Annotated in this window: 28 protein-coding genes and 1 tRNA gene; 16 read left to right on the top strand and 13 right to left on the bottom strand. The window is 55.9% G+C overall.

The window, feature by feature from the left end; all coding sequences use genetic code 11:
- The 5 genes from OSH09_RS05120 to cobA form a co-directional block, all read right to left on the bottom strand.
- Window positions 1-489, bottom strand: coding sequence for an Lrp/AsnC family transcriptional regulator (locus OSH09_RS05120; protein ID WP_266120361.1), 489 nt, complete (start codon window positions 487-489; stop codon window positions 1-3).
- Window positions 482-1,471 carry a siroheme decarboxylase subunit beta gene (gene ahbB, locus OSH09_RS05115; protein ID WP_266120360.1) on the bottom strand — a complete coding sequence of 330 codons (990 nt, stop codon included), beginning with the start codon at window positions 1,469-1,471 and terminating at the stop codon, window positions 482-484. The genes OSH09_RS05120 and ahbB overlap by 8 nt, the downstream gene beginning before the upstream one ends.
- Window positions 1,461-2,621 (bottom strand): cytochrome D1 domain-containing protein, encoded by a 1,161-nt coding sequence (locus tag OSH09_RS05110; protein ID WP_266120359.1) that lies wholly within the window; start codon window positions 2,619-2,621, stop codon window positions 1,461-1,463. The genes ahbB and OSH09_RS05110 overlap by 11 nt, the downstream gene beginning before the upstream one ends.
- The gene (locus tag OSH09_RS05105; RefSeq protein WP_266120545.1) at window positions 2,618-2,899 is read right to left on the bottom strand and encodes a c-type cytochrome; all 282 of its coding nucleotides are present in this window, start codon (window positions 2,897-2,899) and stop codon (window positions 2,618-2,620) included. Before OSH09_RS05105 ends, OSH09_RS05110 begins: the two co-directional genes overlap by 4 nt.
- Window positions 2,900-3,015: 116 nt before the next feature.
- Window positions 3,016-3,798: a uroporphyrinogen-III C-methyltransferase gene (gene cobA, locus OSH09_RS05100; protein ID WP_266120358.1), complete on the bottom strand. Its 783-nt coding sequence runs from the start codon at window positions 3,796-3,798 to the stop codon at window positions 3,016-3,018.
- Window positions 3,799-4,369: 571 nt separating this feature from the next.
- Between cobA and OSH09_RS05095 the strand changes: the two genes are divergently transcribed.
- Both OSH09_RS05095 and OSH09_RS05090 read left to right on the top strand, forming a co-directional pair.
- The gene (locus tag OSH09_RS05095; protein WP_003799450.1) at window positions 4,370-4,642 is read left to right on the top strand and encodes an HU family DNA-binding protein; all 273 of its coding nucleotides are present in this window, start codon (window positions 4,370-4,372) and stop codon (window positions 4,640-4,642) included.
- A 91-nt stretch (window positions 4,643-4,733) separates the two neighbouring features.
- Window positions 4,734-4,809, top strand: a tRNA-Val gene (locus OSH09_RS05090).
- 315 nt (window positions 4,810-5,124) lie between these two features.
- On the opposite strand, the gene OSH09_RS05085 is transcribed toward OSH09_RS05090, so the two are convergent.
- Complete coding sequence (locus OSH09_RS05085) at window positions 5,125-5,622, bottom strand: SRPBCC domain-containing protein (protein ID WP_266120357.1); 498 nt, start codon at window positions 5,620-5,622, stop codon at window positions 5,125-5,127.
- Window positions 5,623-5,713: 91 nt separating this feature from the next.
- Here OSH09_RS05085 and OSH09_RS05080 point away from each other — a divergent pair, with 91 nt between their 5' ends.
- From OSH09_RS05080 to OSH09_RS05015, 14 genes are all read left to right on the top strand, one after another.
- Window positions 5,714-6,640 (top strand): LysR family transcriptional regulator, encoded by a 927-nt coding sequence (locus OSH09_RS05080; protein ID WP_266120356.1) that lies wholly within the window; start codon window positions 5,714-5,716, stop codon window positions 6,638-6,640.
- A gap of 159 nt (window positions 6,641-6,799) precedes the next feature.
- Window positions 6,800-7,783 carry an MBL fold metallo-hydrolase gene (locus tag OSH09_RS05075; protein ID WP_266120355.1) on the top strand — a complete coding sequence of 328 codons (984 nt, stop codon included), beginning with the start codon at window positions 6,800-6,802 and terminating at the stop codon, window positions 7,781-7,783.
- A 244-nt stretch (window positions 7,784-8,027) separates the two neighbouring features.
- Window positions 8,028-8,300, top strand: a complete 273-nt coding sequence (locus tag OSH09_RS05070; RefSeq protein ID WP_266120354.1) for a hypothetical protein — start codon at window positions 8,028-8,030, stop codon at window positions 8,298-8,300.
- Window positions 8,301-8,333: 33 nt separating this feature from the next.
- A complete protein-coding gene (locus OSH09_RS05065) occupies window positions 8,334-8,909 on the top strand; it encodes a class I SAM-dependent methyltransferase (RefSeq protein WP_266120353.1) in 576 nt (191 codons plus the stop codon).
- 148 nt (window positions 8,910-9,057) lie between these two features.
- The gene (locus OSH09_RS05060; RefSeq protein WP_266120352.1) at window positions 9,058-10,077 is read left to right on the top strand and encodes a sulfate ABC transporter substrate-binding protein; all 1,020 of its coding nucleotides are present in this window, start codon (window positions 9,058-9,060) and stop codon (window positions 10,075-10,077) included.
- A 26-nt stretch (window positions 10,078-10,103) separates the two neighbouring features.
- Entirely contained in the window at window positions 10,104-11,018 is a 915-nt protein-coding gene (cysT, locus tag OSH09_RS05055; protein ID WP_266120351.1) for a sulfate ABC transporter permease subunit CysT, read from the top strand.
- Window positions 11,015-11,905 (top strand): sulfate ABC transporter permease subunit CysW, encoded by an 891-nt coding sequence (gene cysW, locus OSH09_RS05050; protein ID WP_376912115.1) that lies wholly within the window; start codon window positions 11,015-11,017, stop codon window positions 11,903-11,905. Before cysT ends, cysW begins: the two co-directional genes overlap by 4 nt.
- A gap of 18 nt (window positions 11,906-11,923) precedes the next feature.
- Window positions 11,924-13,021 carry a sulfate/molybdate ABC transporter ATP-binding protein gene (locus OSH09_RS05045; RefSeq protein ID WP_266120350.1) on the top strand — a complete coding sequence of 366 codons (1,098 nt, stop codon included), beginning with the start codon at window positions 11,924-11,926 and terminating at the stop codon, window positions 13,019-13,021.
- A 214-nt stretch (window positions 13,022-13,235) separates the two neighbouring features.
- On the top strand, window positions 13,236-14,045 hold the full coding sequence (locus OSH09_RS05040) for an energy transducer TonB (RefSeq protein ID WP_376912116.1): 810 nt from the start codon (window positions 13,236-13,238) through the stop codon (window positions 14,043-14,045).
- A 9-nt stretch (window positions 14,046-14,054) separates the two neighbouring features.
- Window positions 14,055-14,912: a MotA/TolQ/ExbB proton channel family protein gene (locus tag OSH09_RS05035; RefSeq protein WP_207875063.1), complete on the top strand. Its 858-nt coding sequence runs from the start codon at window positions 14,055-14,057 to the stop codon at window positions 14,910-14,912.
- A gap of 2 nt (window positions 14,913-14,914) precedes the next feature.
- Window positions 14,915-15,415, top strand: coding sequence for an ExbD/TolR family protein (locus OSH09_RS05030; protein ID WP_207875062.1), 501 nt, complete (start codon window positions 14,915-14,917; stop codon window positions 15,413-15,415).
- An 87-nt stretch (window positions 15,416-15,502) separates the two neighbouring features.
- Window positions 15,503-16,183, top strand: a complete 681-nt coding sequence (locus tag OSH09_RS05025; RefSeq protein WP_207875061.1) for a response regulator — start codon at window positions 15,503-15,505, stop codon at window positions 16,181-16,183.
- A 39-nt stretch (window positions 16,184-16,222) separates the two neighbouring features.
- Window positions 16,223-17,362, top strand: coding sequence for a sensor histidine kinase (locus OSH09_RS05020; protein WP_207875060.1), 1,140 nt, complete (start codon window positions 16,223-16,225; stop codon window positions 17,360-17,362).
- 54 nt (window positions 17,363-17,416) lie between these two features.
- Complete coding sequence (locus OSH09_RS05015) at window positions 17,417-19,252, top strand: potassium transporter Kup (RefSeq protein ID WP_266120542.1); 1,836 nt, start codon at window positions 17,417-17,419, stop codon at window positions 19,250-19,252.
- A gap of 93 nt (window positions 19,253-19,345) precedes the next feature.
- Here the strand turns inward: OSH09_RS05015 and OSH09_RS05010 are convergent, their stop codons facing one another.
- From OSH09_RS05010 to OSH09_RS04980, 7 genes are all read right to left on the bottom strand, one after another.
- Window positions 19,346-19,723, bottom strand: a complete 378-nt coding sequence (locus OSH09_RS05010; RefSeq protein ID WP_266120349.1) for a hypothetical protein — start codon at window positions 19,721-19,723, stop codon at window positions 19,346-19,348.
- 193 nt (window positions 19,724-19,916) lie between these two features.
- Complete coding sequence (gene mnhG / locus OSH09_RS05005) at window positions 19,917-20,351, bottom strand: monovalent cation/H(+) antiporter subunit G (RefSeq protein ID WP_266120348.1); 435 nt, start codon at window positions 20,349-20,351, stop codon at window positions 19,917-19,919.
- Window positions 20,348-20,629, bottom strand: a complete 282-nt coding sequence (locus tag OSH09_RS05000) for a K+/H+ antiporter subunit F (RefSeq protein ID WP_009461751.1) — start codon at window positions 20,627-20,629, stop codon at window positions 20,348-20,350. Before OSH09_RS05000 ends, mnhG begins: the two co-directional genes overlap by 4 nt.
- On the bottom strand, window positions 20,626-21,111 hold the full coding sequence (locus OSH09_RS04995) for a Na+/H+ antiporter subunit E (protein WP_207875052.1): 486 nt from the start codon (window positions 21,109-21,111) through the stop codon (window positions 20,626-20,628). The genes OSH09_RS05000 and OSH09_RS04995 overlap by 4 nt, the downstream gene beginning before the upstream one ends.
- Window positions 21,111-22,697 carry a monovalent cation/H+ antiporter subunit D gene (locus OSH09_RS04990; protein WP_266120541.1) on the bottom strand — a complete coding sequence of 529 codons (1,587 nt, stop codon included), beginning with the start codon at window positions 22,695-22,697 and terminating at the stop codon, window positions 21,111-21,113. The genes OSH09_RS04995 and OSH09_RS04990 overlap by 1 nt, the downstream gene beginning before the upstream one ends.
- A gap of 44 nt (window positions 22,698-22,741) precedes the next feature.
- A complete protein-coding gene (locus tag OSH09_RS04985) occupies window positions 22,742-23,083 on the bottom strand; it encodes a Na+/H+ antiporter subunit C (protein ID WP_035272858.1) in 342 nt (113 codons plus the stop codon).
- Window positions 23,083-26,010 carry a monovalent cation/H+ antiporter subunit A gene (locus OSH09_RS04980; protein WP_207875050.1) on the bottom strand — a complete coding sequence of 976 codons (2,928 nt, stop codon included), beginning with the start codon at window positions 26,008-26,010 and terminating at the stop codon, window positions 23,083-23,085. Before OSH09_RS04980 ends, OSH09_RS04985 begins: the two co-directional genes overlap by 1 nt.
- Between the last annotated feature and the right edge of the window lie 147 nt (window positions 26,011-26,157).

The raw sequence follows: 26,157 nt of genomic DNA, 5'->3' as shown, positions 1-26,157 counted from the left end.
TCAAAGCTCCAGTTTCAGGCTTAGGGCGTACTCCCGCTCTTTAGGAAAAGCGAAGACAGGTAAACCTGTTTCAGCTTCGATTGCCGCGATGCAAGGCTCAATTTCTTGTGGAGTGGCCGTCGCAAGTACGAACCACATATTCAAGGTATGAGCACGTTGGTAGTTATGGGCCACCTCGGGATGCCGGTTCACTGCCTTGACGGTGCTGTCCCAACGCGTTTCTGGTACGGCAATGGCCGCCAGACAGTACGCACCTCCCAAGGACTCGGCCTGGAAGAGGGGGCCAAAGCGGCTTAGCGCCCCGGATTGGCGTAAGTGATGAACGCGGGTGATCAGCTCGTGCTCACTTAGATTAAAAATAGGAGCCAGTTGCGCAAACGGGCGTGAGCAGATGGGGAAGCCCTCTTGCAAGTGATTGAGGATATGGCGGTCGATGCTATCCAGTTCGATGAGGGTGGGCCGCGAGGGAGTTTGTTGGGTATCAGTCATGGTGAACAGGACCAAGCAGTGCGCCGCGTTGCTTGAAGCAGCGAGTGGAAAACAGCACCTCATGTGGAAACTGATCCATTCCCAGAAGGGTGTTCAGGGCGGCATGGTCAGCCAAGACGTTCTGACGATCTTTGCCGTGAATCATGCAGAACAGATTGTGGTGCCAGTGGGGTGGGAGGGGCTGGCGTTGATAGCACAGCGTGATGCCCGCTTGCTGGGCTATCTGTTCGCCCAGGGTATCGATGCGCTTCTGGGGTATCGTCCAGACGCACATGGCGTTGGCCTGGTAGCCCAGCGCACGATGACGCAGAACTACCCCAAAGCGTCGGAATAGGCCTTGCTCCAGAAATTTCTGGATGTATTGCAGAACTTGTTTCTCGTCCAGGTGGGTTTGCTCTGCCAGGCGCTTGAATGGTTCAGCATGAATCTCCAAGCCTTGCAGGGCGCACTCTAGTAGCTTGCGCTCTGGACTGCCGCTAACAGGTAGTGTGTCGCTGCTTGCCAGGGGGCTGGTGACTAGCTTGGCATGCTTCACCAAGCTGAATCCCAGGTCGATGTGATAGGCCCTGAGCATAGGTAAAGACAGGGGGAGCAGTCCGGTATGCCGCGCAATGTGTTCTAGCGTTGCTTGCCGTTCTTGAGCAGTCGCACAGGTCAGCACAAACCACAGATTGATGGCATGTTCGCGCTCGTAGTTGTGGTTCACGGCGGGCAGGGCGCTGATCCAGTCTGCAACCGCGGCAAGATCTGACGTCGGAACGTGCATGCCAACCAAGGTGCTGCTCATACAGGCGGGATTCAGTACTGGACCGATACGGCTGATGATGCCTTCAGCTTGCCAGCCTTGGAGGTAGTCCAGCACGGTCTGTTCGCTTAGCCCCAGCAGTAAACCCAGTTTGCGAAAAGGGCGGGGCTCCAAGGGGAAGCCGTGTTGCCAGGCATTGAGCAATTGAAAGGCGGAAGGGGAGAGATCAGAAACCAATGCGACCGCTCCGATGAGTAAAGAACACACCACTGGGCTGCTGAATTTCTATGCTTTCCAGACGCTTGAAAGTACGGGTGTCATACACGCTGACACGGTTGTCGTCTCGCGCCGAAATCCAGACAGCCTCACCTCGTGGGGTGAATTCCATATGTAGAACCGCCTTGCCAACGGCCAGGGTCTGGATGACCTGCAAGGTGGCAACGTCAATGATTTGCACCTTGTCGTTGTCTGGAAAGGCGAAGTTCACCCAGACCTGACGGCTATCCGGCTGAGCCATCACAAAAACGGGTTGGCCTTGAACCGGGATACGGGCTTTTTCTTGCCAGTCCAAGGTACTGGCAACCAGGACTTCATGGCGTCCAATAGCGGGCAGAAACAGATCTTGGCCTGCCTGGGACCAACCGCGCAGATGCGGCATTTTGTAGACGGGTAGGGCGGTTTCACCACGTCCATAGCCTTGCAGGGTTTTCTTGACCCCATTTTCGGGGTTCCACAAATCCAGCATGGCCAAGGCATCTTCGCCAAACAGCCCGGCAATGTAGTAGCGCCCATCGGGTGTGACCATGGCATCGTAGGGTTGGCGGCCTGCTGCAAAGCGCCGGGTTTTGGGCTGTAGCGGGTCAGATAAATCCGTTAACCAGATTTCGCCTGCCTCGAACAAGGAGTAGGCAAATTGCTGGTTCGGCAGATCCGCCAAACCGACTACCTTGGCACGTTTTTCTGGAGCGTAGTACGACGGAACTTCGCTGATTAAATCCAGAGTGTCCGCATTAAAAACCTTGATGCCGCCGGGCTCATAGTTCTGCACCACAATCAGCTTGCCATCTTGCGAGATAGCCCCGCCGATAGCATTCCCGGATTGAATAATGCGACGTACTAAAACCTGTTTGAGCAGGTCTACCTTGCTAAGGCCGCCATCGCGCCCGAAGACATAGCCGTAGCGTCCGTCACGTGAGTAGGTGATATGAGCATGGGAGAGATCGCCCAGGCCATCAATACGCGCTAACTGGCTACGATGACTGGTTTCCACCAAGGCCACACTGCCGCTGGCGCGCTCCACAATCAAGCCTAAATCCTGTGTGCCGCGCAGTGGGTTGGCGCAAGCGCTTAAGGCGGCGACCAAACCAAGAGTGATGAGTGCTTTCATGGTGCAGCATCCCGATTATGAAGAAGAAAATCAGCCAGCCATTGGCTTTCCTGGGCTTGCAGAAAACGGCTCCAGGCAGGCATGGCCGTCCCTGGGCGACCCTGCATAATCGTCAAGGCGATTTGCTCTGCGGTTTGGCCTTGTAGTGCGTCGGACGTCAAGGCCGGGCCCAGACCTCCTTTGAGGCTTAGTCCATGGCATGACCCACATTCTTGATGGAGCAATGTCAGTAAAGATGCTTGCCGCTTCAGAGTTGGAGTTGCCTCACTTGCCCCCACTTCATGCGATACGGACAAGGCTATGAATACGGCAATCAGGAGGGTTGTAAACAAGACCAGCAAGCGTCTGCCTACTGAGCGCCTGTTGCCGTGTTGGATAGGAAGGAGCACCCCATTCACATCAGTACGCAGGAGGGCTCGGAGGTAAGCGCATCCAGCTCCTTGGTGATGGGTTTGGGATAGTCGGGATGCAGTTGTACAACCTGCCCGATGATCAACAAGGCGGGTGGGCTGAAGGTCTGCGCGAGTTGTGGCAGGGTTTCCAGGGTGCCCAAGCCCCAGCGCTGGCTGCCCAGCGTAGCGTCCTGTGCTAATGCGATAGGTGTATGAGGGCTGCGTCCGTGCTGGATCAGGGACTGGGCAATATGGCCGCAATTGGCCATCGCCATATAGAACACCAGCGTACAGGAAGGGTCAGACAAGGAAGCCCAATTCAGTTCCAGGCCTTGATTGTCCCGTAGATGCCCGGTAATAAAGCGCACACTGCTGGCCAGTCCACGATGCGTCAAAGGAATCCCTAAAGCAGCCGCGCAACCCGTGGCAGCGGTAATGCCGGGAACCACCTCTACTTGAGCGCCATGTTGATGCAGATACTCCTGTTCTTCGCCCCCGCGTCCAAAGATGAATGGGTCACCCCCTTTTAAGCGGACCACATGCTGATGCGTTCTGCTAAGAGACAAGAGCAGATCGTTGATATCGTCCTGCATGCTGGGTTTGCAGGCGGAGACCTTGCCGACATCGTGCAGGGTGGCATCGGGGTTGATGCAGCCCATGATGGCGGGGCTGACCAGACGGTCATAGACCACAGCGTCCGCATGTTGCAGTAGATATAACGCGCGTAGTGTGAGAAGTTCGGGGTCGCCAGGACCCGCTCCGACCAAATAAACCTTGCCGTGCATCGCTGTGCTCCTTGACGGTAATGACTACCGAAATACAGTCAAACAATGCAGAAAATTGTAGGAGCGGAAGGGGCTCACGCATGGGCACGGTTGCTGAGCAAGAGAGGGGTGCAGAAAGACCGTTCCTTCGCCCTCAGCAGCGCGCTGGCGACGCTAAGTCGGGAGCCGGTAAGGGAATTTCTGTTGATGTGCTCAGGATGAGCAAGCGCCGTGTTTGTCCAAGTACTTGAAAAACCATTCAAAAACGCAGTATCAGCCAGCTAATTTTGTGCTTGTCCGGGCCCAAATAACATATTTGCGACGGGCTGTTAAGTTTCTCGATGCAAATTAGGGAAAGTCCTGCAACTTGTATCAACAGTGAGCAATGATGCGGGTTACAGGGGTTTTTTTGCTTGACACGGGTATTAAACGAAGGCTTAATACGCGGTAGCCAACCGGGGCACTTGTGCGCCTGGTTGCAATGACAGACGGTAGTGCTTGGATGTACTGTCGCTTGTCACTATTAAGTCTGACCGCCACAAACTGGTTCCCGCTGGGGGCCCGTAAAATAATTTTCAGGGGTATTTTCTCAATGAATAAAACCGAGCTTATCGAATTCATTTCCACCAAAGCCGATCTGTCCAAAGCTGACGCTGGTCGTGCACTGGATGCGTTTATCGATGCCGTGACCACCACGCTGAAAGAAAAAGATACGGTTACTCTGGTTGGTTTTGGCACCTTCGCTGTGTCGGAACGCGCTGCCCGTTCGGGTCGTAACCCACGTACCGGTGAAACTATCGAGATCGAAGGCGCAAACGTGCCTAAGTTCCGTCCCGGTAAGGCTCTGAAAGACGCCGTGAATTAATTTTTAAATTAATTTAGGCAAAAGACTTGCCAAAAGAATTCTTTGGTCCTATAATTCTTTTTCTTCACAAGAAGAACAGCATCACTGAAATGGGTGCTTAGCTCAGCTGGTAGAGCGGCGCCCTTACAAGGCGTAGGTCGGGGGTTCGAACCCCTCAGCACCCACCATTTCTTTTGCTAGTCGAATCAAGCACTTAGGTAAAACTAAGTGCTTTTTTTGTGCCTGTTTGGTTTGTGTTTTGGATCAACTCAAATCCGCTCTGCTACAAGCTGTACGGTGATAGTTTTTCCAGATTAGGCTGCTGAGGAAATGTAAGTGCTGGTAAGCAGGTCAAGGTGAACGGCAAGCATACGGATTGTTCACCCCGGGTTTGAATCGCATTGCCATAGTGATGGTGATGCCCCGAATGACTTGCTGCCCAAGTGACCTGGTTCGGACTGGTTGTGGAAGATCTTGTTGATTAGTCGACTGCTTCAGAACACTCATCCCCCCGCCTCACTAACCACCTTCAATGCCTCATTCATCCGCTCAAAGTCGGCTCTGAAGGTTTCCACATCCATCACCCACAGCAGCACCCCACTGAAGTTCTCCCCGTGATGAAGCCGCGTACCGTTCCCATGACGGCGTAGCTCAAAGTAGTGCTCCCCATCAAACAATCCAGGTATCAACAGCCGACCGTGCCATCGCAGTTCGTAGGGAGTCTTGACTGTCAGGACTTTGGGTTTGAAGGTAATTGGCTTTTTCCCAGATGATTGCATCACATTGACCAGTTGTTCACCGACAGCCAAGCGCCCTTGCATGGAGATGATGAATGGGTTCCAGTTTGCGTAACTTTCAGGCTGCCCCAATCGTTCCCAGATTTGCTCGGGTGTGGCGTCAATATCAATGTGGGTGTTCAAGGTGGCCTGAGGTGGCCAGCGCAATGCGCACAGGATTCCAAGAGCAGATAAACAGGTGCTGATCAGTAAGGTATGGGTCATGGTTTGGGTCTTTGTTGTGGTTGATTCATTCTAAAAAAGATCTCGTAGAATCAACATTGCTCAAAGTCTTTGATTAGCTATACGAAAAACGATGAAGACACCTCACTCGTCTGCTCTTTCTCCTTCAACTTCTGCGGCCTTGGGCTGGGAGTTGTGGCGCAGTTTTTTGGCGGTTGTTCACACGGGCAGCTTGTCAGGGGCAGCAAGAGCCTTGGGATTGACTCAACCCAGTGTGGGTCGTCATATCCAGCAGTTGGAGGCAGGTTTGGGGACTGCCTTGTTTACTCGTTCTCGTCATGGGCTCAATCCGACTGACTTGGCGCAATCATTAATTCCGCAAGCGGAGGTGATGGCCAGTGCTGCGGAGCAATTACTGCGCACAGCATCGGCTTCGCAAGGGGAGGTCTCTGGTACGGTGCGTGTTGCGGCAAGCGAGATGATGGGGACTTTGGTCCTGCCGCCTATGTTGTCAGCCTTTCGGGAGGTGTACCCACAGGTGGCGATTGAGTTGTCGCTTTCCAACCGTAATGAAGATTTGCTGCAGCGTGATGCGGATATTGCGATTCGTATGCAGCGACCCAGCCAGGCTGCGTTAGTGGCGCGTCATATTGGAAATGTGCGTGTGGGCCTGTTTGCGCATGTGGACTATGTGCGCAAGCATGGGCAACCTGCTTGTGTGGAAGCCTTGGCAGATCATCCACTGATTGGAGTCGACAAGGAGCTGCGTGCCTTGGCGCATCCCGGGCTGAGTGAGCATGGGCTTGCAAGAGAAAGTTTCTCTTTTCGTTGCGATAGTGATGTGGCGCAGTTCATGGCGATGAAGGCAGGATTTGGTATTGGTGCTTGCCATTTGCCGCTGGCTTGTCTGGAGCCACAATGCCTGCCTGTTTTGGCTGATTCAGTGGGATGGAGCTACGAGGTCTGGCTGGTCATGCACGAGGATCAGCGCAAGACGCCGCGTATATATACACTTTTTGAGCATTTGGCGGCAGAGCTGAGTGTTTACGTGGGTTCTTGAGTTTTTTATCTCTTCACTGGTCGCGGGTCCAGCGCATCTCCCGCATCTCCAAACTCCGGTTTTACATCGCCTAGGGAAATTCCTAGCTGCATCTGAAATTGCATGTAATAACATATGAATGTCTAATTGGTTTAGGCTTCAATAATAAGGAGGGGGAAAATGAGAATAGCGTTAAAGGCACTGTGTGCCGGGCTTTTGTTTGGCGTAGCGGCCGTGAGCTACGCCGGTTCCATGACAGTAACTTTGCTGGGAACGGGGACGCCTGCACCTTATGCAGATCGTGCAGGTCCGGCGACCTTGGTGCAGGCAGGGGAGGAGACCTTGTTGTTTGATACAGGGCGCGGGGTGGCGACGCGTTTGTTTCAGAAAGGGGTTGCGCCTAACGCCATTACTGCGCATTTTTTTACACACCTGCACTCTGATCACACCGTCGGTCTACCGGATTTATGGCTGACGGGTTGGTTTGGCCGACCTTGGCCAGGGCGGACGCTACCTTTGCAGGTTTATGGCCCCAAGGGAACCAAGACGATGACGGATTATTTGCCCAAGGCGTATGACGAGGATATTCGTATTCGGGTGGAAGACCAGGGTTTGCCGGTGGAAGGGGTGAAGTTTGTCACTCAGGAGTTTGAAAAAGGTGGAGTGCTCTACGAGAAGAATGGGGTCACTGTCACTGCCGTAGAGGTTGACCATGGTGGGGAGTTGATCCCGGCCTTTGGCTTTATCGTGGAGTATGACGGCAAGAAAGTGGCGATCTCGGGGGATGCCATGTATGACAAACGCCTGATTGAAGCGGCGGCGAATGCGGATGTGTTTGTCCATTCCGTCGCTTTGATTGATCCGGCCTTTTTGAAGGCTAGGCCTATCCTGAATGAAACGCTCAAGCATTTTTCTACGCCGGAGCAGGTTGGCCAGGTCTTTGCCGAGAGCAAGCCTTTGTTGGGGGCCTACACGCATATCGTGTTTTATTCGCCTGAGGGTGGGGCGAATATTCCCGAGCAGACCTTGTTGGAGCGTACGCGCAGCACTTACCAAGGCCCTGTTGTCGCCGGGCGGGACTTGATGGAGTTCAAGATTCAGGACAAGGCGGTGATTGCCTACGATCAGGCGGGCAAGGAGATGATGCAAACGCCTCGCCAATGATTGTTGTAGCGAGGCGTTTCTTATAGACGCCAAGGGTGGGGGGCGTGATTGGGCGATCATTGCAAGTCGATACGCTCCCCTGGTCACCTAGTTCTTGAGGATTGAGCCTGGTGTCGACTACCTACCTCCAGTGTTCAGCTATCGGTTTTCTGCTTTCAGCCTTTTGCGTGCTGTTTTCCGCTATTGAGCACAGGGCCTATTCAGGTAACACTAGGCCTTGTTGATTCGCGGTCCTCAGGTTTTCATGAGCAAACTTCTCTCCTGTCTTTCACCGCTGGCTACGTTAGTCCTGGCCTGGCTGTCCTTTCTGTTTCTGCTGTTCTTCCCGCCGCTCTGGATATTGTGGCCGGTGCTGGTCATTGGCTTGAGCTGGATTAACTATCGTGGGATTCGCTACGCGCTAAACAATAGTGAAAAGTCCAGGCCTTGGCACCTCTGGTTCAATGTGGGCGAATGTCTGTTTGCGGCGCTTGTATTGATTTTGTTATTCAGTAGCGCTTCCACCACTACGTCCTGATATCCTCTTTTTTGTCGTACGAGAGAAGCGTTTATGTATGCAGATCCTTGGCTTGATCGCTGGCTACCCCTCATCTCCCAACGTGGCATTAGTTCGCCTGTGCTGGAGATAGGTTGCGGCTTTGGCGACGACACGGTGACCTTGATTCAGGCAGGCCTGAACGTGCTGGCTTTTGACCTTTCTCCTGAGTGTGTGGCTACTGCGCAGCAGCGCGCGCCCAAGGCGCATATTGAGTGCAGAGATACGCGTGACCCTTTACCGGATGCAGCGATCAATCTTGAACTGATCGTTGCCAGCCTGTCTCTGCATTACTTCCCATGGGCTGAAACCCAGACTATTGTGCATAGGCTCTGGAACTGTTTGCGACCAGGCGCTTTGTTTCTGTGTCGTCTGAATTCGACTGAGGATGTGAATTTCGGAGCCGGGCAGGGCGAGTTGGTTGAAGAAAACTTCTACCAGGATCAAGGCAATTACAAGCGCTTCTTTGATCAGGCCAGTGTAGACAAGCTGTTTGGAGACCAATGGCATCGGATCGCAGTGCAGCACATGACATCGCACAAATATATAAAGCCTAAAGCGATGTGGGAGCTGGCCCTGGAAAAACGCTGATTACTGTCTTGAGGACAATGCTCGCAGATCCATTTCACCCCTCTCCATCTCCCCGCTATATCTAATCAAAGAATTGGTATTTAGTCTGGTGAAACAGCCTTGCTAGACTCGTTCTCATTGCTTGGAAATGGTTTCTAGGGGATGGGAAATGAAGCGGATTCAACAGAAGTGGAAGGGCGTCAAGGCCGGAGCTTTGCTGGCCTTGGTGCTGGCGGCGGCTACGGCTGTTGCGGCCGAGGTCAGTATTCTGAATGTGTCTTACGACCCAACGCGTGAGCTTTACGCTGAATTCAACAAGGCTTTCCAGACCCATTACAAAGAACAAACGGGTGACAGTGTGGTCATCCGTAGTTCCCACGGTGGTTCCAGCAAGCAAGCGCGTACCGTTATTGATGGCGTGCCTGCTGATGTCGTGACCTTGGGTATTTCTTCCGATATTGATCAGATTGCTCAGTCCGGTTTGCTGGATAAGGACTGGCAAACTCGCTTGCCGGATAACAGCACGCCTTATACCTCCACCATTGTTTTGTTGGTGCGCAAGGGCAATCCCAAGGGGATTCATGACTGGAATGATTTGATTCGTTCGGACATCAAGGTCGTTACCCCGAATCCCAAAACCTCGGCCGGGGCGCGTTGGAATTATCTGGCGGCCTGGTTGTACGCGTTGAAGCAAGGCAATGGGGACGAGGATAAGGCGCGTGATTTTGTTGCCAAGCTGTACCGCAACGTCAGTGTGCTGGATTCCGGCGCGCGTGGGTCGACCACAACCTTTGTAGAGCGCGGCATTGGGGATGTGCTGATTGCTTGGGAGAACGAGGCTCTCTTGTCTGTCAAGGATCTGGGACCCGATCGCTTTGACATCGTGGTGCCGTCCAGTAGCATTCTGGCCGAGCCACCTGTGGCGCTGGTGGATGCCAATGCGGCCAAACATGGCACAGAAAAAGTGGCCCAGGCTTATCTGGAGTATCTCTACAGCCCTGAAGGTCAGGAAATTGCCGCACGCCACTTTTACCGTCCTCGCCTGGAGTCAGTGGCCGCCAAATACCGTGACCAGTTTCCGGCCTTGAAACTTTACAAGGTGGATGATGAGCTGGGTGGCTGGACACAGGTCCAAGCCAAGCACTTTGCAGACGGCGGCGTGTTTGACAGTATTTACTTGAGCAAATGACCCCCACCAACAGCAAGGACCGTCCGATGTCACAGGCTCGTCTATGGGGATTTCTGCCCGCTGCCCGTAAGCAGCGGGCTTTGCCAGGCTTTGGTCTGACGATGGGTTTGTCCATCAGTTATTTAAGCCTGATTGTGCTGATTCCCTTGTCTGCAGTTTTGCTCAAGACCACCTCTATGGGCTGGTCGGCATTTTGGGAAACGATTAGTACCGCCCGTGTTCTGGCTTCCTTGAAATTGACGTTTGGCATGGCCGCTTTGGCTGCCTTGATCAACGGCGTGTTCGGTCTGATTCTGGCCTGGGTCTTGGTGCGATACCGTTTTCCTGGCCGCCGCATTGTGGATGCGTTGATTGATCTTCCCTTTGCTCTGCCCACGTCGGTAGCCGGTATTTCACTGGCCGCTATTTATGCGCCTACCGGCTGGATAGGTTCCTGGGCTGAACCTTATGTGGGACAGATTGCGTTTACTCCCTGGGGCGTGCTGATCGCTTTAGTTTTTATTGGTTTGCCTTTTGTCGTGCGTACCGTGCAGCCCGTGCTGGAAGAGCTGGAGCAGGAACAGGAAGAGGTTAGTGCGTGTTTGGGGGCGGATCGCCTCCAGACCGTTACCAAGGTCATTTTGCCCGCCATTTTGCCTGCCTGCTTGACGGGCGTAGCCCTGGCCTTTGCGCGTGCCGTTGGTGAATATGGTTCGGTGATTTTCATTGCTGGTAACGTCCCTATGGTCTCGGAAATTACCCCCTTGCTGATCGTGATCAAGCTGGAGCAGTTTGACTATGCGGGAGCATCGGCCTTGGCTGTCCTGATGATGGTGCTGTCCTTCATCATTCTGTTGGCGATCAATCGTTTGCAGTGGTATTTGCAGTCGCGCCACTCCGGGCAGGCGCAGGGTAAAGCGGCCAAGGTAGCCGCGCCCTTATCCTTGGAGACAGTCCGATGAGCAGCAGCTTGACGATGGATTCCACTGTGCAGGTGGTGCCGGTGCAGACCGCACGCTTGCGGGCTGCTCAGGACGAGGGCCCGGCCGTCAAGGTGATATTGACTAGCATCGCCTTGCTGTTCTTTGTACTGTTTTTGCTGCTGCCCTTGATCCTGGTCTTCATGACGGCCTTCAGTCGTGGCGTCATGCCGTATTTGTCCGCCTTGAGCGAAAGAGATACCTTGCATGCCGCCAGCCTGACGGTGCTGGTAGCCGTGATTGCGGTTCCCTTGAATATTGCCTTTGGTTTAGCCGCTTCCTGGGCCATTGCCCGTTTCGAGTTTCGCGGCAAGAGTATTCTGACCACGCTGATTGATCTGCCGTTTTCGGTATCGCCCGTGATTGCCGGTTTGATGTTCCTGCTGATCTTTGGCCGGCAGGGCCCATTTTGGGACTGGCTGGACGCAAATAATATCCGTATCGTCTTTGCCTTGCCGGGCCTGGTATTGGCGACCTTATTTGTGACCTTTCCCTTTGTAGCGCGTGAGCTGATTCCGCTTATGCAAATGCAAGGCAGCGAGGAAGAGCAAGCGGCGCGAGTGCTGGGAGCTAATGGCAGGCAGATGTTCTGGCGGGTCACCTTGCCCAAGATCAAATGGGGCCTGCTGTATGGCGTGATCCTGTGCAATGCCCGTGCCATGGGTGAATTTGGGGCGGTGTCGGTGCTGTCGGGCCATATACGGGGCCAGACCAACACACTGCCTTTGCATGTAGAGATTGAGTACAACGACTATCACACGGTGGGCGCATTTGCAGCGGCTTCGGTGTTGGCAGTGTTGGCTTTACTGACGTTGGCGCTTAAATTGTGGGCCGAGCGCAAAATGGTTCAAGACGGTCATCGTGGGTGACCGCATTCGGAGTTCATTATGAGTATCGAAGTTCGTCATCTATCTAAACAGTTTGGTGCGTTTACGGCACTGGGTGATGTGACATTGGATTTTCCAGCGGGCGAGCTGGTGGCTTTGCTGGGGCCTTCAGGCTGCGGCAAGACGACCTTGTTGCGCATTGTGGCTGGCCTGGAACATGCGGATGCGGGGCAGGTGCTGATCAATGGCAAGGATGTCGCCGCCGTGGGGACGCGGGATCGACAAGTGGGTTTTGTGTTCCAGCACTATGCCTTGTTCCGCCATATGACTGTGTTTGAGAACGTGGCCTTTGGCCTGCGTATCAAGCCCCGCAAACAGCGTTTGCCTGAAGCCCAGATTCGTCAGCGGGTGCATGAGCTTCTGGAGCTGGTGCAACTGGATTGGTTGGCTGATCGCTATCCGGCAGCCTTGTCCGGTGGTCAGCGTCAACGTATCGCTCTGGCACGCGCTTTGGCGGTGGAGCCGGGTGTTTTGCTCCTGGACGAGCCCTTTGGTGCACTGGATGCCAAGGTACGCAAGGAGCTGCGTTCCTGGTTGCGTCGTCTGCATGACGATTTGCATATCAGCACTTTGTTCGTGACCCACGATCAGGAAGAGGCCATTGAAGTGGCTGACCGTATCGTGGTGCTGAACAAGGGCCGGGTCGAGCAAGAGGGTGCCCCGCAGGACGTGTACAACCATCCGGCCAGCCCCTTTGTTTACGAGTTCCTGGGAGCGGCCAATCGTTTGCCCGGTCAGTTCCAGCATGGGCGCTTTGTCGCCGATCCGCAGTTGGGTCTGTTTGAGTCTAACCAGGCCTTGAATGGTCAGGGAGCCGGACAGGGTGAAGCGGTGGGCTATGTGCGTCCGCACGATCTGGACTTGCAGCGTCAGTTGGATGGGCAAGGCATCATCGTAGCCGTACAGCGCATCATTCCTTTAGGGGCGACGGTGCGGGTAGAGCTGGCCCTGAACGAGGGCGAGCGCGCCTGGGAAGCGGAGTTCGATCACCAGCGTTGGTCGCAGCTTGGTTTGCAGCCGGGTGAACGTGCCTTGGCCTTGCCACGCAAGTTCAGCGCCTTCCCTTTGGAGTCCCAGGCTGACGTGCGACTTTCTTAGTTTTTTTTGCAAATTGTTCGCAACAGGCTGACCCTAGGTCAGCCTGTCTGCGTTAGTATCTGGAAGGTTTTTGCAGGGCGGATTGAAGCAGGAAATATTACAGGAATTTAGTATTGAGAATCATTCCTGTTTCTGTTAAGATTCGATACTTCACTGGGCATCCTGTCCGGTCCCGTCATGGTCCATGCGGGTTGCAGAATGTGTAGAACGGATTATGACCGGAATTGCTTCTCAAAAGAATAATCGCTCGATGCTGGCCTTGAAGGCAACTGGCTTGGCATTAGCACTGGGATTGCACGTTGGTGTCGTGGCTACCATCTTGTGGACGGAAACCCCCAAGATTGTGGGCGAACCAGCCCCTATGGATGTTGTTGGGGTGACTTTGGTGGAAGTGTCGGAGTCCCCGGTTCAGCAAAAACAGGTCAGTGCCCCTCCCGAAGAGGTGGTGGCCGAGCCAGAACCTGATCCCGAGCCCGAGGTGAAACCAGAACCCGAGCCTGACCCGGAGCCGGTCCTTGAACCGGAGCCCGAGCCAGAGCCGATCGTGGAAAAACCACCGATCCCGGAGCCTCCCAAGCCCAAACCGAAACCCAAGCCAAAACCTAAGCCCAAGCCACAGCCCAAGCCAGAGGTGCCACCGGCAGAAACGCCGCAGCCCGCTCAGCCTGCCGCTCCTGCTGCACAGGCCGGCCCGGCAACGGACAATACGACTCAAACCGCTGCCCGTTCTACGGATGGCGACAGGCCCAAGCTGATTGGTCGTGTGGACTATTTGGGACGCCGTCCTGTACCTGTGTACCCACGGGCCTCGGAGCGTCGTCGTGAGCAGGGCCGCGTGGTGGTTCGTGTAGTGATTTCAACCCAAGGAACCGTGCTGGAAGCCAAGGTGCAAAATTCGTCGGGCTATGAACGCCTGGATGAGTCCGCGCTGCGAGCTGTACGCACAGCACGTTTCAAACCGTATACGGAAAATGGTGTGGCCTATCGTGCCATGGCCGATATTCCTTTCGACTTTGTTTACTAGGATATATCAATGATGCAGGAACTATTTCAAAGCGTATGGGTAAGCCTGGCACAAGTTGCAGGGCCTGTCGCCGATCAGGCTGCCGCCAGTATTGTTGCCGCTGAGGAATCAACGGGCGTAATGCACTTTATCCAGCAAAGTGATGTGGTGGGTAAAACGCTGTTCGTAATCCTGGCCTTGATGTCGGTTGCCAGTTGGTACCTGATTATCGTCAAGGGCGTGCTGTCCTTCCGTCTGAAGCGTCGCTCGCAAGGTTTCATGCGCGAATTCTGGTCCGCCAGCTCCCTGGAGCAAGTTGAAAACGAAATCGCTACCCACGGTGCGCGTGATCCGTTCAGCCACCTGGCCAGCCACGCTATCCACGCTCAAAAACACCACGTCAAATACGGTGCCATGCGTCTGGAAGAAAAAGGCTCTACGGACGCCTTTGTCTCGCGCATCATGCGTAAAGTCATGGACGAAGAAACTGCCAAGCTGGAAAACGGCCTGACGCTGTTGGCCTCGGTGGGTTCGACGGCTCCTTTTGTGGGTCTGTTCGGTACGGTTTGGGGTGTGTACCACGCCCTGATCAACATCGGTCTGTCCGATGGTGTGACCCTGAACAAGATTGCCGGTCCTGTGGGTGAAGCACTGGTGATGACCGGTCTCGGTCTGGCCGTGGCTATTCCTGCTGTGTTGGCTTATAACGCTTTCGTGCGTACCAACCGCGTTTACCTGTCCCAGTTGGACGCATTTGCCCATGATCTGTTTACCTTCCTGACTACCGGCCAGCCTGTGCAGGACAATCAACCTGTTCTGCGTCGCGTTCCTACATCGGGTGGCGGTGCAGCATCGAGCTCGGCAGCGGCTGCCAAGCGGGAGCACTAATCATGGCTTTTGGCAGCTTTGATAATCGCAACTCGGGCTCAGCCTTGTCCGAAATCAATATGGTGCCGCTGATCGACGTCATGCTGGTGCTGCTGGTGATCTTTCTGATCACCGCTCCACTGCTGTCGCATTCCATCAAGATTCAGTTGCCACAGGCCAGCTCTGAGCTGGTGCAGCAAGATCCCAAGACGATTGATCTGGCGATTGATGCGGAAGGGCAGATCTTCGTGAACGAGTCGCCTGTTGCGCTGGAAGATTTGACCGCCACGCTGGCTCCCTACTCCAAGGATGAGCCACAGCCTGAGCTGCGTATCCGTGCCGATATCGATACACGCTACGAAACACTGGCCCAGGTCATGAGCCGCTCCAAGGCCTCGGGTCTGACCCGCTTGGGCTTTATCACTCGCCCAGGTCCAACGACCAAGACGGCAGGTGAAGAGGGTGAAGCCAAGGAAGGTGCCCCGGCTGTCGAGAAGCCAGCCGTACCTGCCCCTGCCCAGTAATCCCGGCAGATCGCTCGTGTTGTTTTTTCTGGCCCCTCGCGTTGCATCCGCAACGCGAGGGGCCAGTTTCGTAATAAAATCCTCCGCATGCGTGTACTAGTTATCGAAGACGACGCCATCTTGGGCGCCGCACTGCAGGAATTTCTTAACGATCAGGGCTACGCTGTTGACTGGCTCCAGGAAGGCGAAAGTGCCTTGAGGGAGCTGACCGCCCAGGTCTACGATCTTCTGCTCCTGGACTTGAACCTGCCCGGTATCAGTGGCCTGGATGTGCTGCGTCAGTTGCGTCAGCAGGGCAATGCCATTCCCGTGCTGATCCTGACCGCCCGTGATGGCGTGGACGATCGTGTCGGTGGTCTGGATGCCGGTGCGGATGATTATCTGATCAAACCCTTTGATCTGTCCGAACTGGCGGCTCGTGTGCGTGTGTTTGGCCGCCGCCGCAGTGGGCAGGTCCAGCCCATTATTGATGTGGGCCCCTTGAGCTTTGATACGATTGGCCGCGAGCTGCGCTGTGCCGGTCAGCGTGTGACCTTGTCGGTGCGCGAGCTGTCCGTGCTGGAAATGTTGATGATGCGGGCTGGCCGTGTGGTCACCAAGCAGCAAATTATTAACTCCTTGTCAGCCTGGGACGCAGATTTCAGCGACAATGCGGTCGAAGTCTACGTGTATCGTTTGCGCAAGCGCCTGGAAGGCACCGGGGCTGTCATACAGACTGTGCGCGGCTTTGGCTATTTGCTCGATGTGGAGAGCGTGGCCGGAGCATAACGGCAGCCCATGCCTGCTGCCTGAACCCTTAGGTCAACCATGCCCGATCAGCATCTTTCTCCAGCCGTAAAAACCTCCGTATGGCGAGGCTGGCTGGAGCGCTTTCTTGCTCCCGGTTCTTTGGCCCGCAAACTGATGGGCCGCTTGTTTCCCCCTATCTCCATTCTGGTGGTGCTCGACCTGAGCGTGACCTGGATATTGACGCGTCGCATGAGTCTGGAAGACTGGCTGCTGCGCGATATTTTCTGGACGATGGCGCTCAGCCAGGTGCTGCTGGTCAGCCTGATTGCCTGGGTGCTGCTGTCGGGGATTCGTTCTCAGTTGGCGTCGATTGACGATTTGTCGCAACAGATCCGTAATCGGGCCGATGATGATTTCGAGCGTCTGGATGCCAGCGCCTTGCCCGCCGAGATTGTGCCCTTGGTGGAGCACTTCAACGAATTGCTGGAACGTCAGCGTGATACCCTGCAGGCGCAAAAGCGTTTTATTGGTCATGCCGCACATCAATTACGTACGCCTTTGACGGGTTTGCAGTTGGAGTCCGAGCTCATGCTGGCACGGCCTTTGCCTGATGACATTCGGCAGCGCGCCGAGCGTATCAAAAGCGTGTCGGACCGCATGATTCGTCTGGGCCAGCAGTTGCTGGTTCTGGCCCGTACCGATGCGGACACCAATATCAAAGACAGTTTTGTGCGCCTGGACTTGTGCGAATGGACGCGCGAAGAGGGCGGGGACTGGTTCTTGCAGGCTCGCCAGCATGGCGCAGAAATTCATTTGCTGGCACCTGAAAAGCCTGTCTGGATTGATGCCGCACCCGTGCTCTTGCGGGAATTGTTGTCGAACCTGATGGATAACGCGCTGCGCTATGGGCAGGGGACAGATCGGATTGTGCTGAGAGTGTCCAGCAATCCGCCGTCTTTGTCCGTGGAAGATCATGGGCCGGGTATTGAGGCTAGTGAGCAGCAGCGGGTATTTGAAGCCTTTTACCGTTCGCCCGGCACACAGGCTGGGGGTTCAGGTTTAGGTCTGGCCATTGTGCAGGAAATTGCCCGTGCGCATGGTGCCTGGTGGAGTTTGATGAGCCGTCCTGATTTTCCGGGTACCCGCGTCACCATCGTTTTTCCCGGTCCGCGTATTGGTGCGCGTCTGACCCGGCACGATTCTTTGATTGGAAATTAAGCCTTGAACACAGCAACAGAAAACCCCAAAAAAGCGGCTCAGGCCGCCTTGTTAATGGGCGCTTTAGGCGTGGTGTACGGCGATATTGGGACCAGCCCGCTCTACACCATGAAAGTGGCCTTGAGCGCGTACGGACAGCCCGGGGCCGAGCAGGTCTATGGTGTGCTGTCCTTGTTGTTCTGGCTGCTGACTATCGTGGTGTCCATCAAGTACGTCACCGTGGTTCTGCGCCTGGACAATAAAGGCGAAGGGGGGACCTTGGCCTTGATGGAGCTGGCAGCGCGTGGCATACACGGCCCTCGCCGTCAGGTGATTGTGGTGCTGGGTTTGATAGGCGCTGCCTTGTTTTACGGCGATAGCATTATCACCCCGGCAATCTCCGTGATGTCAGCGCTGGAAGGCATCGGTATGGTGTCCCATGTGCTGGACCCTTGGGTGGTTCCTTTGGCACTGGGCGTGCTGCTGGCCTTGTTTCTGATTCAATCGCACGGTACGGGCACAATGGGCAAATTGTTCGGCCCCATTATGCTGATGTGGTTTCTGGTGTTGGGCGGTTTGGGGTTGTGGCGTGTGATCGAGCACCCGCAAGTCCTGATGGCCTTGGACCCGCGTTGGGCTGTGGCCTTTATTGCTGAAGCTCCGTGGCAGACTTTTTTACTGCTAGGAGCCTTGGTGCTGGCGCTGACCGGTGCTGAAGCCTTGTACGCGGATATGGGCCATTTTGGTCGTCCCTTGATTCGCAAGGCCTGGTTCATGATTGTCATGCCTTGCCTGGTTCTATGTTATTTCGGTCAAGGTGCTTTGCTGATTTCCGACCCATCCGCCATCCGTAATCCTTTCTTTTTCCTGGCTCCCAACTGGGCCTTGGTGCCGATGGTGATGCTGGCAACGGTAGCGACGGTGATTGCTTCTCAGTCTGTGATCTCCGGGGCTTTCTCCGTGACGCGTCAGGCTGTACAGCTCGGTTTTTGGCCCCGCATGGTCATTCAGCACACCTCCGCCAAGGAAGAAGGGCAGATCTATTTGCCCCGTGTGAATCTGCTGCTGTGTGTGGCGGTGATGATTCTAGTCCTGAGTTTTGGTTCTTCGGAGCGCTTGGCCCATGCTTACGGTTTTGCGGTGACGGGCACCATGTTGATGACCAGTCTGCTGGCGATTGTGCTCTTGCCGCGTCGTGCTAGCGGGATCAAGCGTTGGGCATGGTTGGGCCTGCTGGGCATCTTCCTGATTCTGGATGTGCTTCTTTTCTCGGCCAATGCACTTAAAGTTCTGGATGGCGGCTGGCTGCCTTTGCTGGTCGGTGCCGTCTTGCTGGGTTTGATGCTGACCTGGCGTCAGGGGCGTGCTGCTTTGCACGAGCGCTTGTTGGAAAACAAGCAGCCTTTGAAAGAATTTTTGCTGAGTCTGGAGGAGTACGCCCCTACCCGCGTGCCGGGGACGGCGGTGTTCATGAGCACTATTCCGGACTCTGTCCCGCCAGCCTTATTGCATAACCTGAAGCACAATAAAGTCTTGCACGAGCAGGTACTGTTTTTGACGGTGACCAGTGCGGGTGTGCCTTACGTTCCCTTTGGTGAGCGCTATAGCCTGCAGCGTTTGAGCCGGGGTAGTTGGCAAGCCGTGGCTTCCTGGGGCTTCAAGCAAGAGCCGAATGTGCCGCAGTTGCTGGAGCAGATTACTCTGGAGCATCCCGAGCTGAATCTGGAGCCGATGCAGACCTCTTACTTCCTGTCGCGCCAGACCGTGATGATTCAGTCGCGTCAGCCCTGGTATCTGGGCTGGCGTCGTCGCTTGTTTGCGTTCATGGCCCGTAATGCCAGCCGCAGTACGCGCTTTTTCAAGATTCCGCCTAATCGGGTGGTGGAGATGGGGATACAGGTCGAGCTATAAGCAGGCACGATCAGCAGAAATGAAGAATGGGCCTTGCGAGGCCCATTCTTTTTGGTCTGGCCACTTGGTCAGATGGCCGTCTGCATCGCCTGTTTACTGAGCGGGCACCACAGTCGTGGTTTCGCGCAGAATACCGCCGCCTTCCACACTACCGCGTACGGTTGTGTCCTGGCCGGTCATGGATTTCAGGCAGTCTTGCTGACGATCAGCGGGCAAGCGATGGCAGCGCGCCTGGCGGTTGGCATCCAGATTGTGATCGCGCTTGTCCAGCTTGTGATGACGTTCCGCTTGCACTGCGGCCCCGGCTTCACGGCGACATGTCGTGCGCTGCTCTCCCGTAAATTGTTCGCAGCGCTGGACATCGTGCCTGTAGTCTTTGGTCGGGGTTTGCGCCCAGGCAGCAGAGGACAGTAAACCCAGGCTGAGTAAGCCAGCGCTCAGAATTCGGGATGGACGTGTATGAAAACTCATCGATCTCACTCCTTTACTTGCTAAGGGAATCACCGGCTTGGCGAGCACTGTCATAAGTCGTGAAGAACAGGCCGCTAAGCCCCAAAAGCGACTGCGTATGGGGCAATTCCCGATACGCAGCGAACACTTACCAGTATAAGTGGAGGACTTGTAAGTGAGGGCAATAAAACTTTTCCAAACCCTCTGTGGCTTATTAGTCTTCGGTTTTGGCTTGAGTTTGGGTTTGGGTTTGGGTTTGAATCAGCTCTTGGGGCAGAGGTGCTTTATGTGGCATGTCCAGGTAGCCGGGTTCGTCCGGGCCATATTCGGCCAGACGTTGGCGATGCTCGCGTTTGATGGCGGCGCGCATCAGGAAGATGGCAGTCACCGGCGAGGTAATGATCAAGAGCACACTGATAATCAGTGGGTGCAGGATCGGACGGCTCATCAAGTGGCTGGCACTGATGGCAACGGCTAACACCATGAAAAACGTACCCAGCGTGTTCCCCATGGTGGGGGCGTGGATGCGTGAATAAAAGTGCTTGAAGCGCAGTAAACCGGCTGAGCCCACCAGGGACACAATGCCGCTAAGCACTAGCAAAAGTGCGACCGGGATAGCCAGCCACCAGGGCAGTAAAGGCGTGTTCATGGCTCGATCACCTCGGCGCGCAAGAGGAATTTCGCCATGGCGGCCGAACCCACAAAACCAAACAGGGCAATCAGCAAGGCGATATCAAAATACAAGGTAGAGTCAAAACGGATACCCAGGGCCAGCAAGGCCAGCATGCCGTTGATGTACATGGTGTCCAGCGCCAGCACGCGGTCAGCGGCCGAGGGGCCTTTAAGCAGGCGGATGACGGCGCAGCCCATGCCCAGGACAAAGCAGCCCAGAGCAAACTGACAGGCCCAGTAAACGATGTCTATCATTGGAAAATCTCCAGTAGCGGTCCTTGGTAGCGCTTCTGAATGGTGTCTAACCAGACCTGTTCGTCTTGCAGATCCAGAATGTGCAAGGTCAGGACGCGGGTCTCGTAATCGAAACCGGACCAGACGGTACCTGGCGTGTAGGTAATGATGCAGGCCAAGGCTGCCAGACCATGTGGGTCAGTCAGTTGCAAAGGGATGGCCAGAAAGCCCGGACGAGGAGCTTTGCTGCCCTTCAGAACCAGATGGCCTACGGCAATATTGGACATCACAATGTCCCAAGCTACTTGGCAGATCAGTTTCAACGCCAGAAAGGGATGTCGAATGCTGGCTTTAACCGGACGAAAGGGAATGGCGGCCAAACTCAAGGCGATGGCCAGGAACAGGCCCAGCACCACGTAACCGGCCGAGAGCGAGTCGTTCAGCAGCAGCCACAGACCCAGGAGCAGCAAAGGCAGAAAGAGATGTTTGGTGTAGCGTCGCATCAGAATCCCTCCGCTTGAACAGAACGCACAGGGTTTTGTCGCAAGACCGAGCCGATGTAGATACGAGGCTCATCGAGCTGTTGGGCTGTTTGCTCCAGGTAGGTCGTGATGGGGCCTGCGTACCAGCTCAGGATGCCACAAGCCAGGATAATGGTTGCAATCGGAGCGGCCTCGATCAGCTTCAGGCGGGGAATCGCCAGGGAACTATTGCTCCAGAACAGACGAATGCCTACGCGAACCATGGCGATCAAACCGGCTACCCCGGAGATCAACACGGCGGCGGTCAGGATCCAGGCGTTCAGGGGTTCAGGTGATTGGCCCGAGGCTTTCAGGGCAGCGGTCAGCAAAGACAGCTTGGCCACAAAGCCCGATAGCGGTGGCAGTCCAACAATCAGCAAGGCGCAGGCAATAAAGGACATGCCCAGGAACACCATCACACCGGGAATGGCGACCCCCACGACGTCATCGCTATGGTCTTCGGACTCCGGGTCATCCAGGTCAAAAACCTCCTGACTGACGGCCAGCAAGTCTGCACCAAAAGGTTTGGTGCGGCTGACCAACTCCAGCAGCAGGAAGAATGCACCCAGGGCCAGCACACTGCTCAGCATGTAGTACAGGGCAGGGCCGGTCAGAATGACGCCGGGCATGCCCAGAGCGGCCAGCAAGGTGCCCGAGGACACGATGATGCAATAGCTGGCCAGTCGTTCGGGTTGCTGTGCGGCCATCACGCCAATCGCGCCAAAGGCCAGGGTGGCAATCCCCGCCGGGAACATCCAGGCCACGCCAAAGGCAGCAGGTGCCCCCGTAGGCAGCAGCAAGGAGCCGATACGCAGCAGCGCGTAAATGCCGACCTTGGTCATGATGGCAAACATGGCAGCGACAGGAGCGCTGGCATTGCCATAGGCGTTGGGCAGCCACAGGTTCAAGGGCCAGGCGGCTGCCTTGATCAGGAAGGCGATGCCCAGGATGGCCATGGCCGATTCAAACACCAGACGGTCCGAATCCGGCAGGGAGCCTGCGCGTAGGGCCAGGTCAGCCATGTTCAGGGTGCCAGTGACGCCGTAAACCAGGGCAATAGCGATCAGCAGCAAGAACGAGGAGATCAGGTTGACCGCAATATAGTGCAGACCTGCACTGACGCGGGCCGCGCCCGAACCGTGCAGCATCAGACCATAAGAGGCGGCTAGCAGAACCTCGAAGAATACAAACAGGTTGAACAGGTCGCCGGTCAGGAAAGCGCCGTTCAGGCCCATCAATAGCAGTTGGAATAAAGAGTGGAAGTGAACCCCCACGCGATCCCAGCGGGCTAATGAGTAGAACCAGCAGCAAAAGGCCAGCACATTGGTCAGCACCAGCAAGAAAGCGGCCAGGCGGTCGACGACCAGCACAATCCCGAAGGGAGCGGGCCAGTCACCCAAGAGGTAGACGCCAACGGATTGAGGCCAGATAGGGGTCAGCGTGCCGTCGGCCAGCAAGAGCAGATAGACTGCACAGAACAACTGGGCCAGCAAGGAACTGAAGGCAATAAGCAGCTTGTAGTGACGGCGCTTGTCGCGCAGGATCACCATCAGGGCTGCCGCCACCATGGGGATGGCGACAGGCAATACGGGCAAGTGTTGGTTGAGTAGACTCACAGATCGTCTTCCTCACGGCCATCAACGTGGTCAGTGCCGCTCAGGCCGCGATTGGCAAGAATGACAACCAGAAACAAGGCGGTGGTGGCAAAGCCAATCACAATCGCGGTCAGCACCAGGGCTTGCGGCAAGGGGTCAGCGTAGCTGGCGCCCAGTTCGCTGCTGTTAATGACAGGGGCCGCACTGATTTTGAGCCTGCCCATACTGAAAATAAACAGGTTTACAGCATAGGAGACCAGAGCCAGCCCCATGATGACCTGGAAGGTACGCGGGCGCAGCAGGAGCCAGACGCCCGAGCCTGCCAGCACACCAATCGCAATTGAAAGCACGATTTCCATTATTTATTCTCCATCCCGGATGCAGCGTTCGAGGCGGATTGCAGCGACGGCAGTTTGCGATAAAAACGTAGGGACTGGTGGGCCAGCGCGACCAGAATCAGGATGGTGGAACCAATCACCAGCATGAAGACCCCGATGTCGAAGATCAGCGCGCTGGAGGTATGCACGTCGCCAACCAGGGGCAGGTGCAGATCCCAGCTCTGGGCGGACAGGAAGGGCTTGTTGAAGGCCCAGACCAGCATGGCGGCCACACCGGCTGTCAGCAGACCCAAGCCAATCCAGGTTTGGGGTTGAATCAGTGGGCGGGACTCCATCCACACGACGCCGCTAACCATGTATTGCAAGATAATGCCGGTAGCCATAATCAGGCCACCTACAAAACCACCGCCGGGCAGGTTGTGTCCACGCAGCAGGAAGTACAAGGCAATCAGCGTAGAGATAGGCAGCAACAGACGCAGCAAGACGGCTGGAATCTGCATGATGCCTTCGGGCAGCGGTGTTTTCGGATCCGGTTCCACAAAGACGGCTTCGCGGCTGTCCTTGACGTTCTGACGACGGGCCAGGGGCTGGGCAATGGCTTCAATAGGTGGACGGAACCGGCGCAGCAGTGCGAAGACGGTCAGGGCCACAATGCCCAGCACCACGATTTCGCCAAAGGTATCAAAGCCCCGGAAGTCCACTAGAATTACGTTCACCACGTTCGCGCCACCGCCCAAAGGCAGGGCCTTCTCAATAAAGAAGGGCGAGATGCCGCTGGGGTGGGGACGAGTCATCATGGCATAGGCCAGGGCAGCAATACCGCCCCCGGCCAGGATGGCAATAATCAAGTCACGACTACGGCGGAACAGGGCCTGGCCGCTATTGTCCTGAGCACCCGGCATATCGCTGACGCGCTGAGGCAGCCAGCGCAGGCCCAGCAAGATCAGTACAACCGTGACCACTTCCACGGCTAACTGGGTCAGTGCCAGGTCAGGAGCAGACAGCCAGGCAAAGGTCAGGCTGGTGACCAGACCCGCACCACCGGAGAGAAGCAAGGAGGCTGGGCGGTGGAATTTGGCCTGACGAGCTGCACCAATCGCGCAGGCAATCCCCACCGCCCACATCAGGGCAAAGAAGGGGTCAATCGGCGTGGAAATGGTGGATTTGAACCAATTTCCGCGGACCAGGGGCAGGGCGGCTACGCAGATGGTCGCCACAATAATCAGCAGCATCTGGCGTTGCAGACGTGGTGAGTACAGCTTGCCTACGGCCCAATTGGACGCTACTTCCAGATACTCCATGGCCAGCTCAAAGAAGCGGCGGCCATCGGCACGGGTCAGCAACGGCGTACGACCCTGACGGTTCTTGTAGAAACGGTTGATGATCAGGACGAGGATCACGCCCATGCCGGTTGCGACCAGGCTCATGATCAAAGGCAGGTTGAAACCGTGCCAGACGGCCAGGTCGTACTGAGGCATTTCACTGCCCAGAATGGCGCTGGCAGCCGTGTGCAGGAAGGGACCAAAGGTCAGGCTGGGAATGACACCGACCAGCAGGCAGGTCAGCACCAGAATGGCGCTGGGGATCAACATGCGACGCGGTGGCTCATGCGGTTCGCGTGGCAAATCCTTGGCGACGGGGCCAAAGAAAACCTGGGCAATAAAGCGCAAGGAATAAGCCACGCTGAAGGAACCCGCAATGACCGCGACCACGGGCAAGGCGTATTCCCAGGTGTTGCCATTGCTGGCCAGAATGGTCTCGGCAAAGAACATTTCTTTGGAGATGAAGCCATTCAGTAGCGGCACCCCGGCCATGGCAGCGGCAGCAACGGTTGCCAGCGTAGCCGTCAAGGGCATGGCGTGCCGCAAGCCGGACAGCCGGTTCAGGTTACGAGTACCTGTTTCGTGATCCACGATACCGGCGGCCATGAACAAGGAGGCCTTGAAGGTCGCGTGGTTCATCATGTGAAACAGCGCGGCAACCAGAGCCAGCGGGCTGTTCAGGCCCAACAGCAAGGTAATCAAACCCAGATGGCTGATGGTGGAGTAGGCCAGCACGCCTTTCATGTCGCGCTGGAACATGGCGACATAGGCCCCCAGCGTCAGCGAACACAGACCGGCCCCGCCAATAATGACCGCCCATTCCGTGGTGCCTGACAGGGCGGGCCACAGGCGGGCCAGCAGAAACACCCCAGCCTTGACCATGGTGGCGGAGTGCAAATAAGCCGAAACAGGTGTCGGCGCGGCCATGGCGTGCGGAAGCCAGATATGGAAGGGGAACTGGGCGCTTTTGGTAAGCGCACCCAGGGCGATCAGGATCAGCATCCCGGTATACCAAGGATGGTTGCGAATCTGTTCGCCCGATTCCAGAACCACGCTGAGATCGTAGCTGCCTGCGGCTTGCCCAAGCATGAGCACGCCCGCCAGCAAACAGAAACCGCCCGTACCCGTGACAATCAGCGACATGCGTGCACCCCGGCGCGCGTCCATGCGGTGATACCAATAGGCAATCAGCATGAAGGAGGAGATGCTGGTCAGCTCCCAGAACACTACCAACTGAATCAGGTTGCCCGACAGCACCACCCCCAGCATCGAGCCCATAAAGGCTTGCAGAAAGGAGAAAAAGCGGCGGACCGGATCCTGGGCAGACAGGTAATAGTGCGCATACAGGGCAATCAAGGCCCCCATCGCAGTGATGATGACGCTAAAGAGCCAGGCATAGCCGTCCATGCGCAACTTGAAGGTCAGGCCGTGGGCGGGTATCCAGGAGCGGGATGACTCTAAAACCTCTCCGCGAGCGATGTCCGGATAGGCGTAGAGAGTGAGCAAGGCGCAGGTAACGGCGACAGCGCCTGCAAGGGATGCCTGGAGTTTGCGAGAGTTCGCGGGCATCAGGGAAGATAGCAAGCTACCGATGAACGGTAGAGCTAGGATCACGAGCAAATACATCTGACTCCAACAGGCGGTAATTTAGGCGGCTAGCGCTTAATAATACGATATATGAAGCTAATTTCAGCCCTACAGCGATAAAAAAAGCGTTTTTTTAGTTATTCCGGTCTTGATGCAGGTCAAGCGCATGCGTGAGGTTTTCTCTCA

It is taken from the genome of Alcaligenes parafaecalis (assembly GCF_026344135.1).
In the GTDB taxonomy this organism is placed as follows: domain Bacteria; phylum Pseudomonadota; class Gammaproteobacteria; order Burkholderiales; family Burkholderiaceae_B; genus Alcaligenes; species Alcaligenes parafaecalis.
This window is presented reverse-complemented; position numbering and strand designations above follow the sequence as displayed.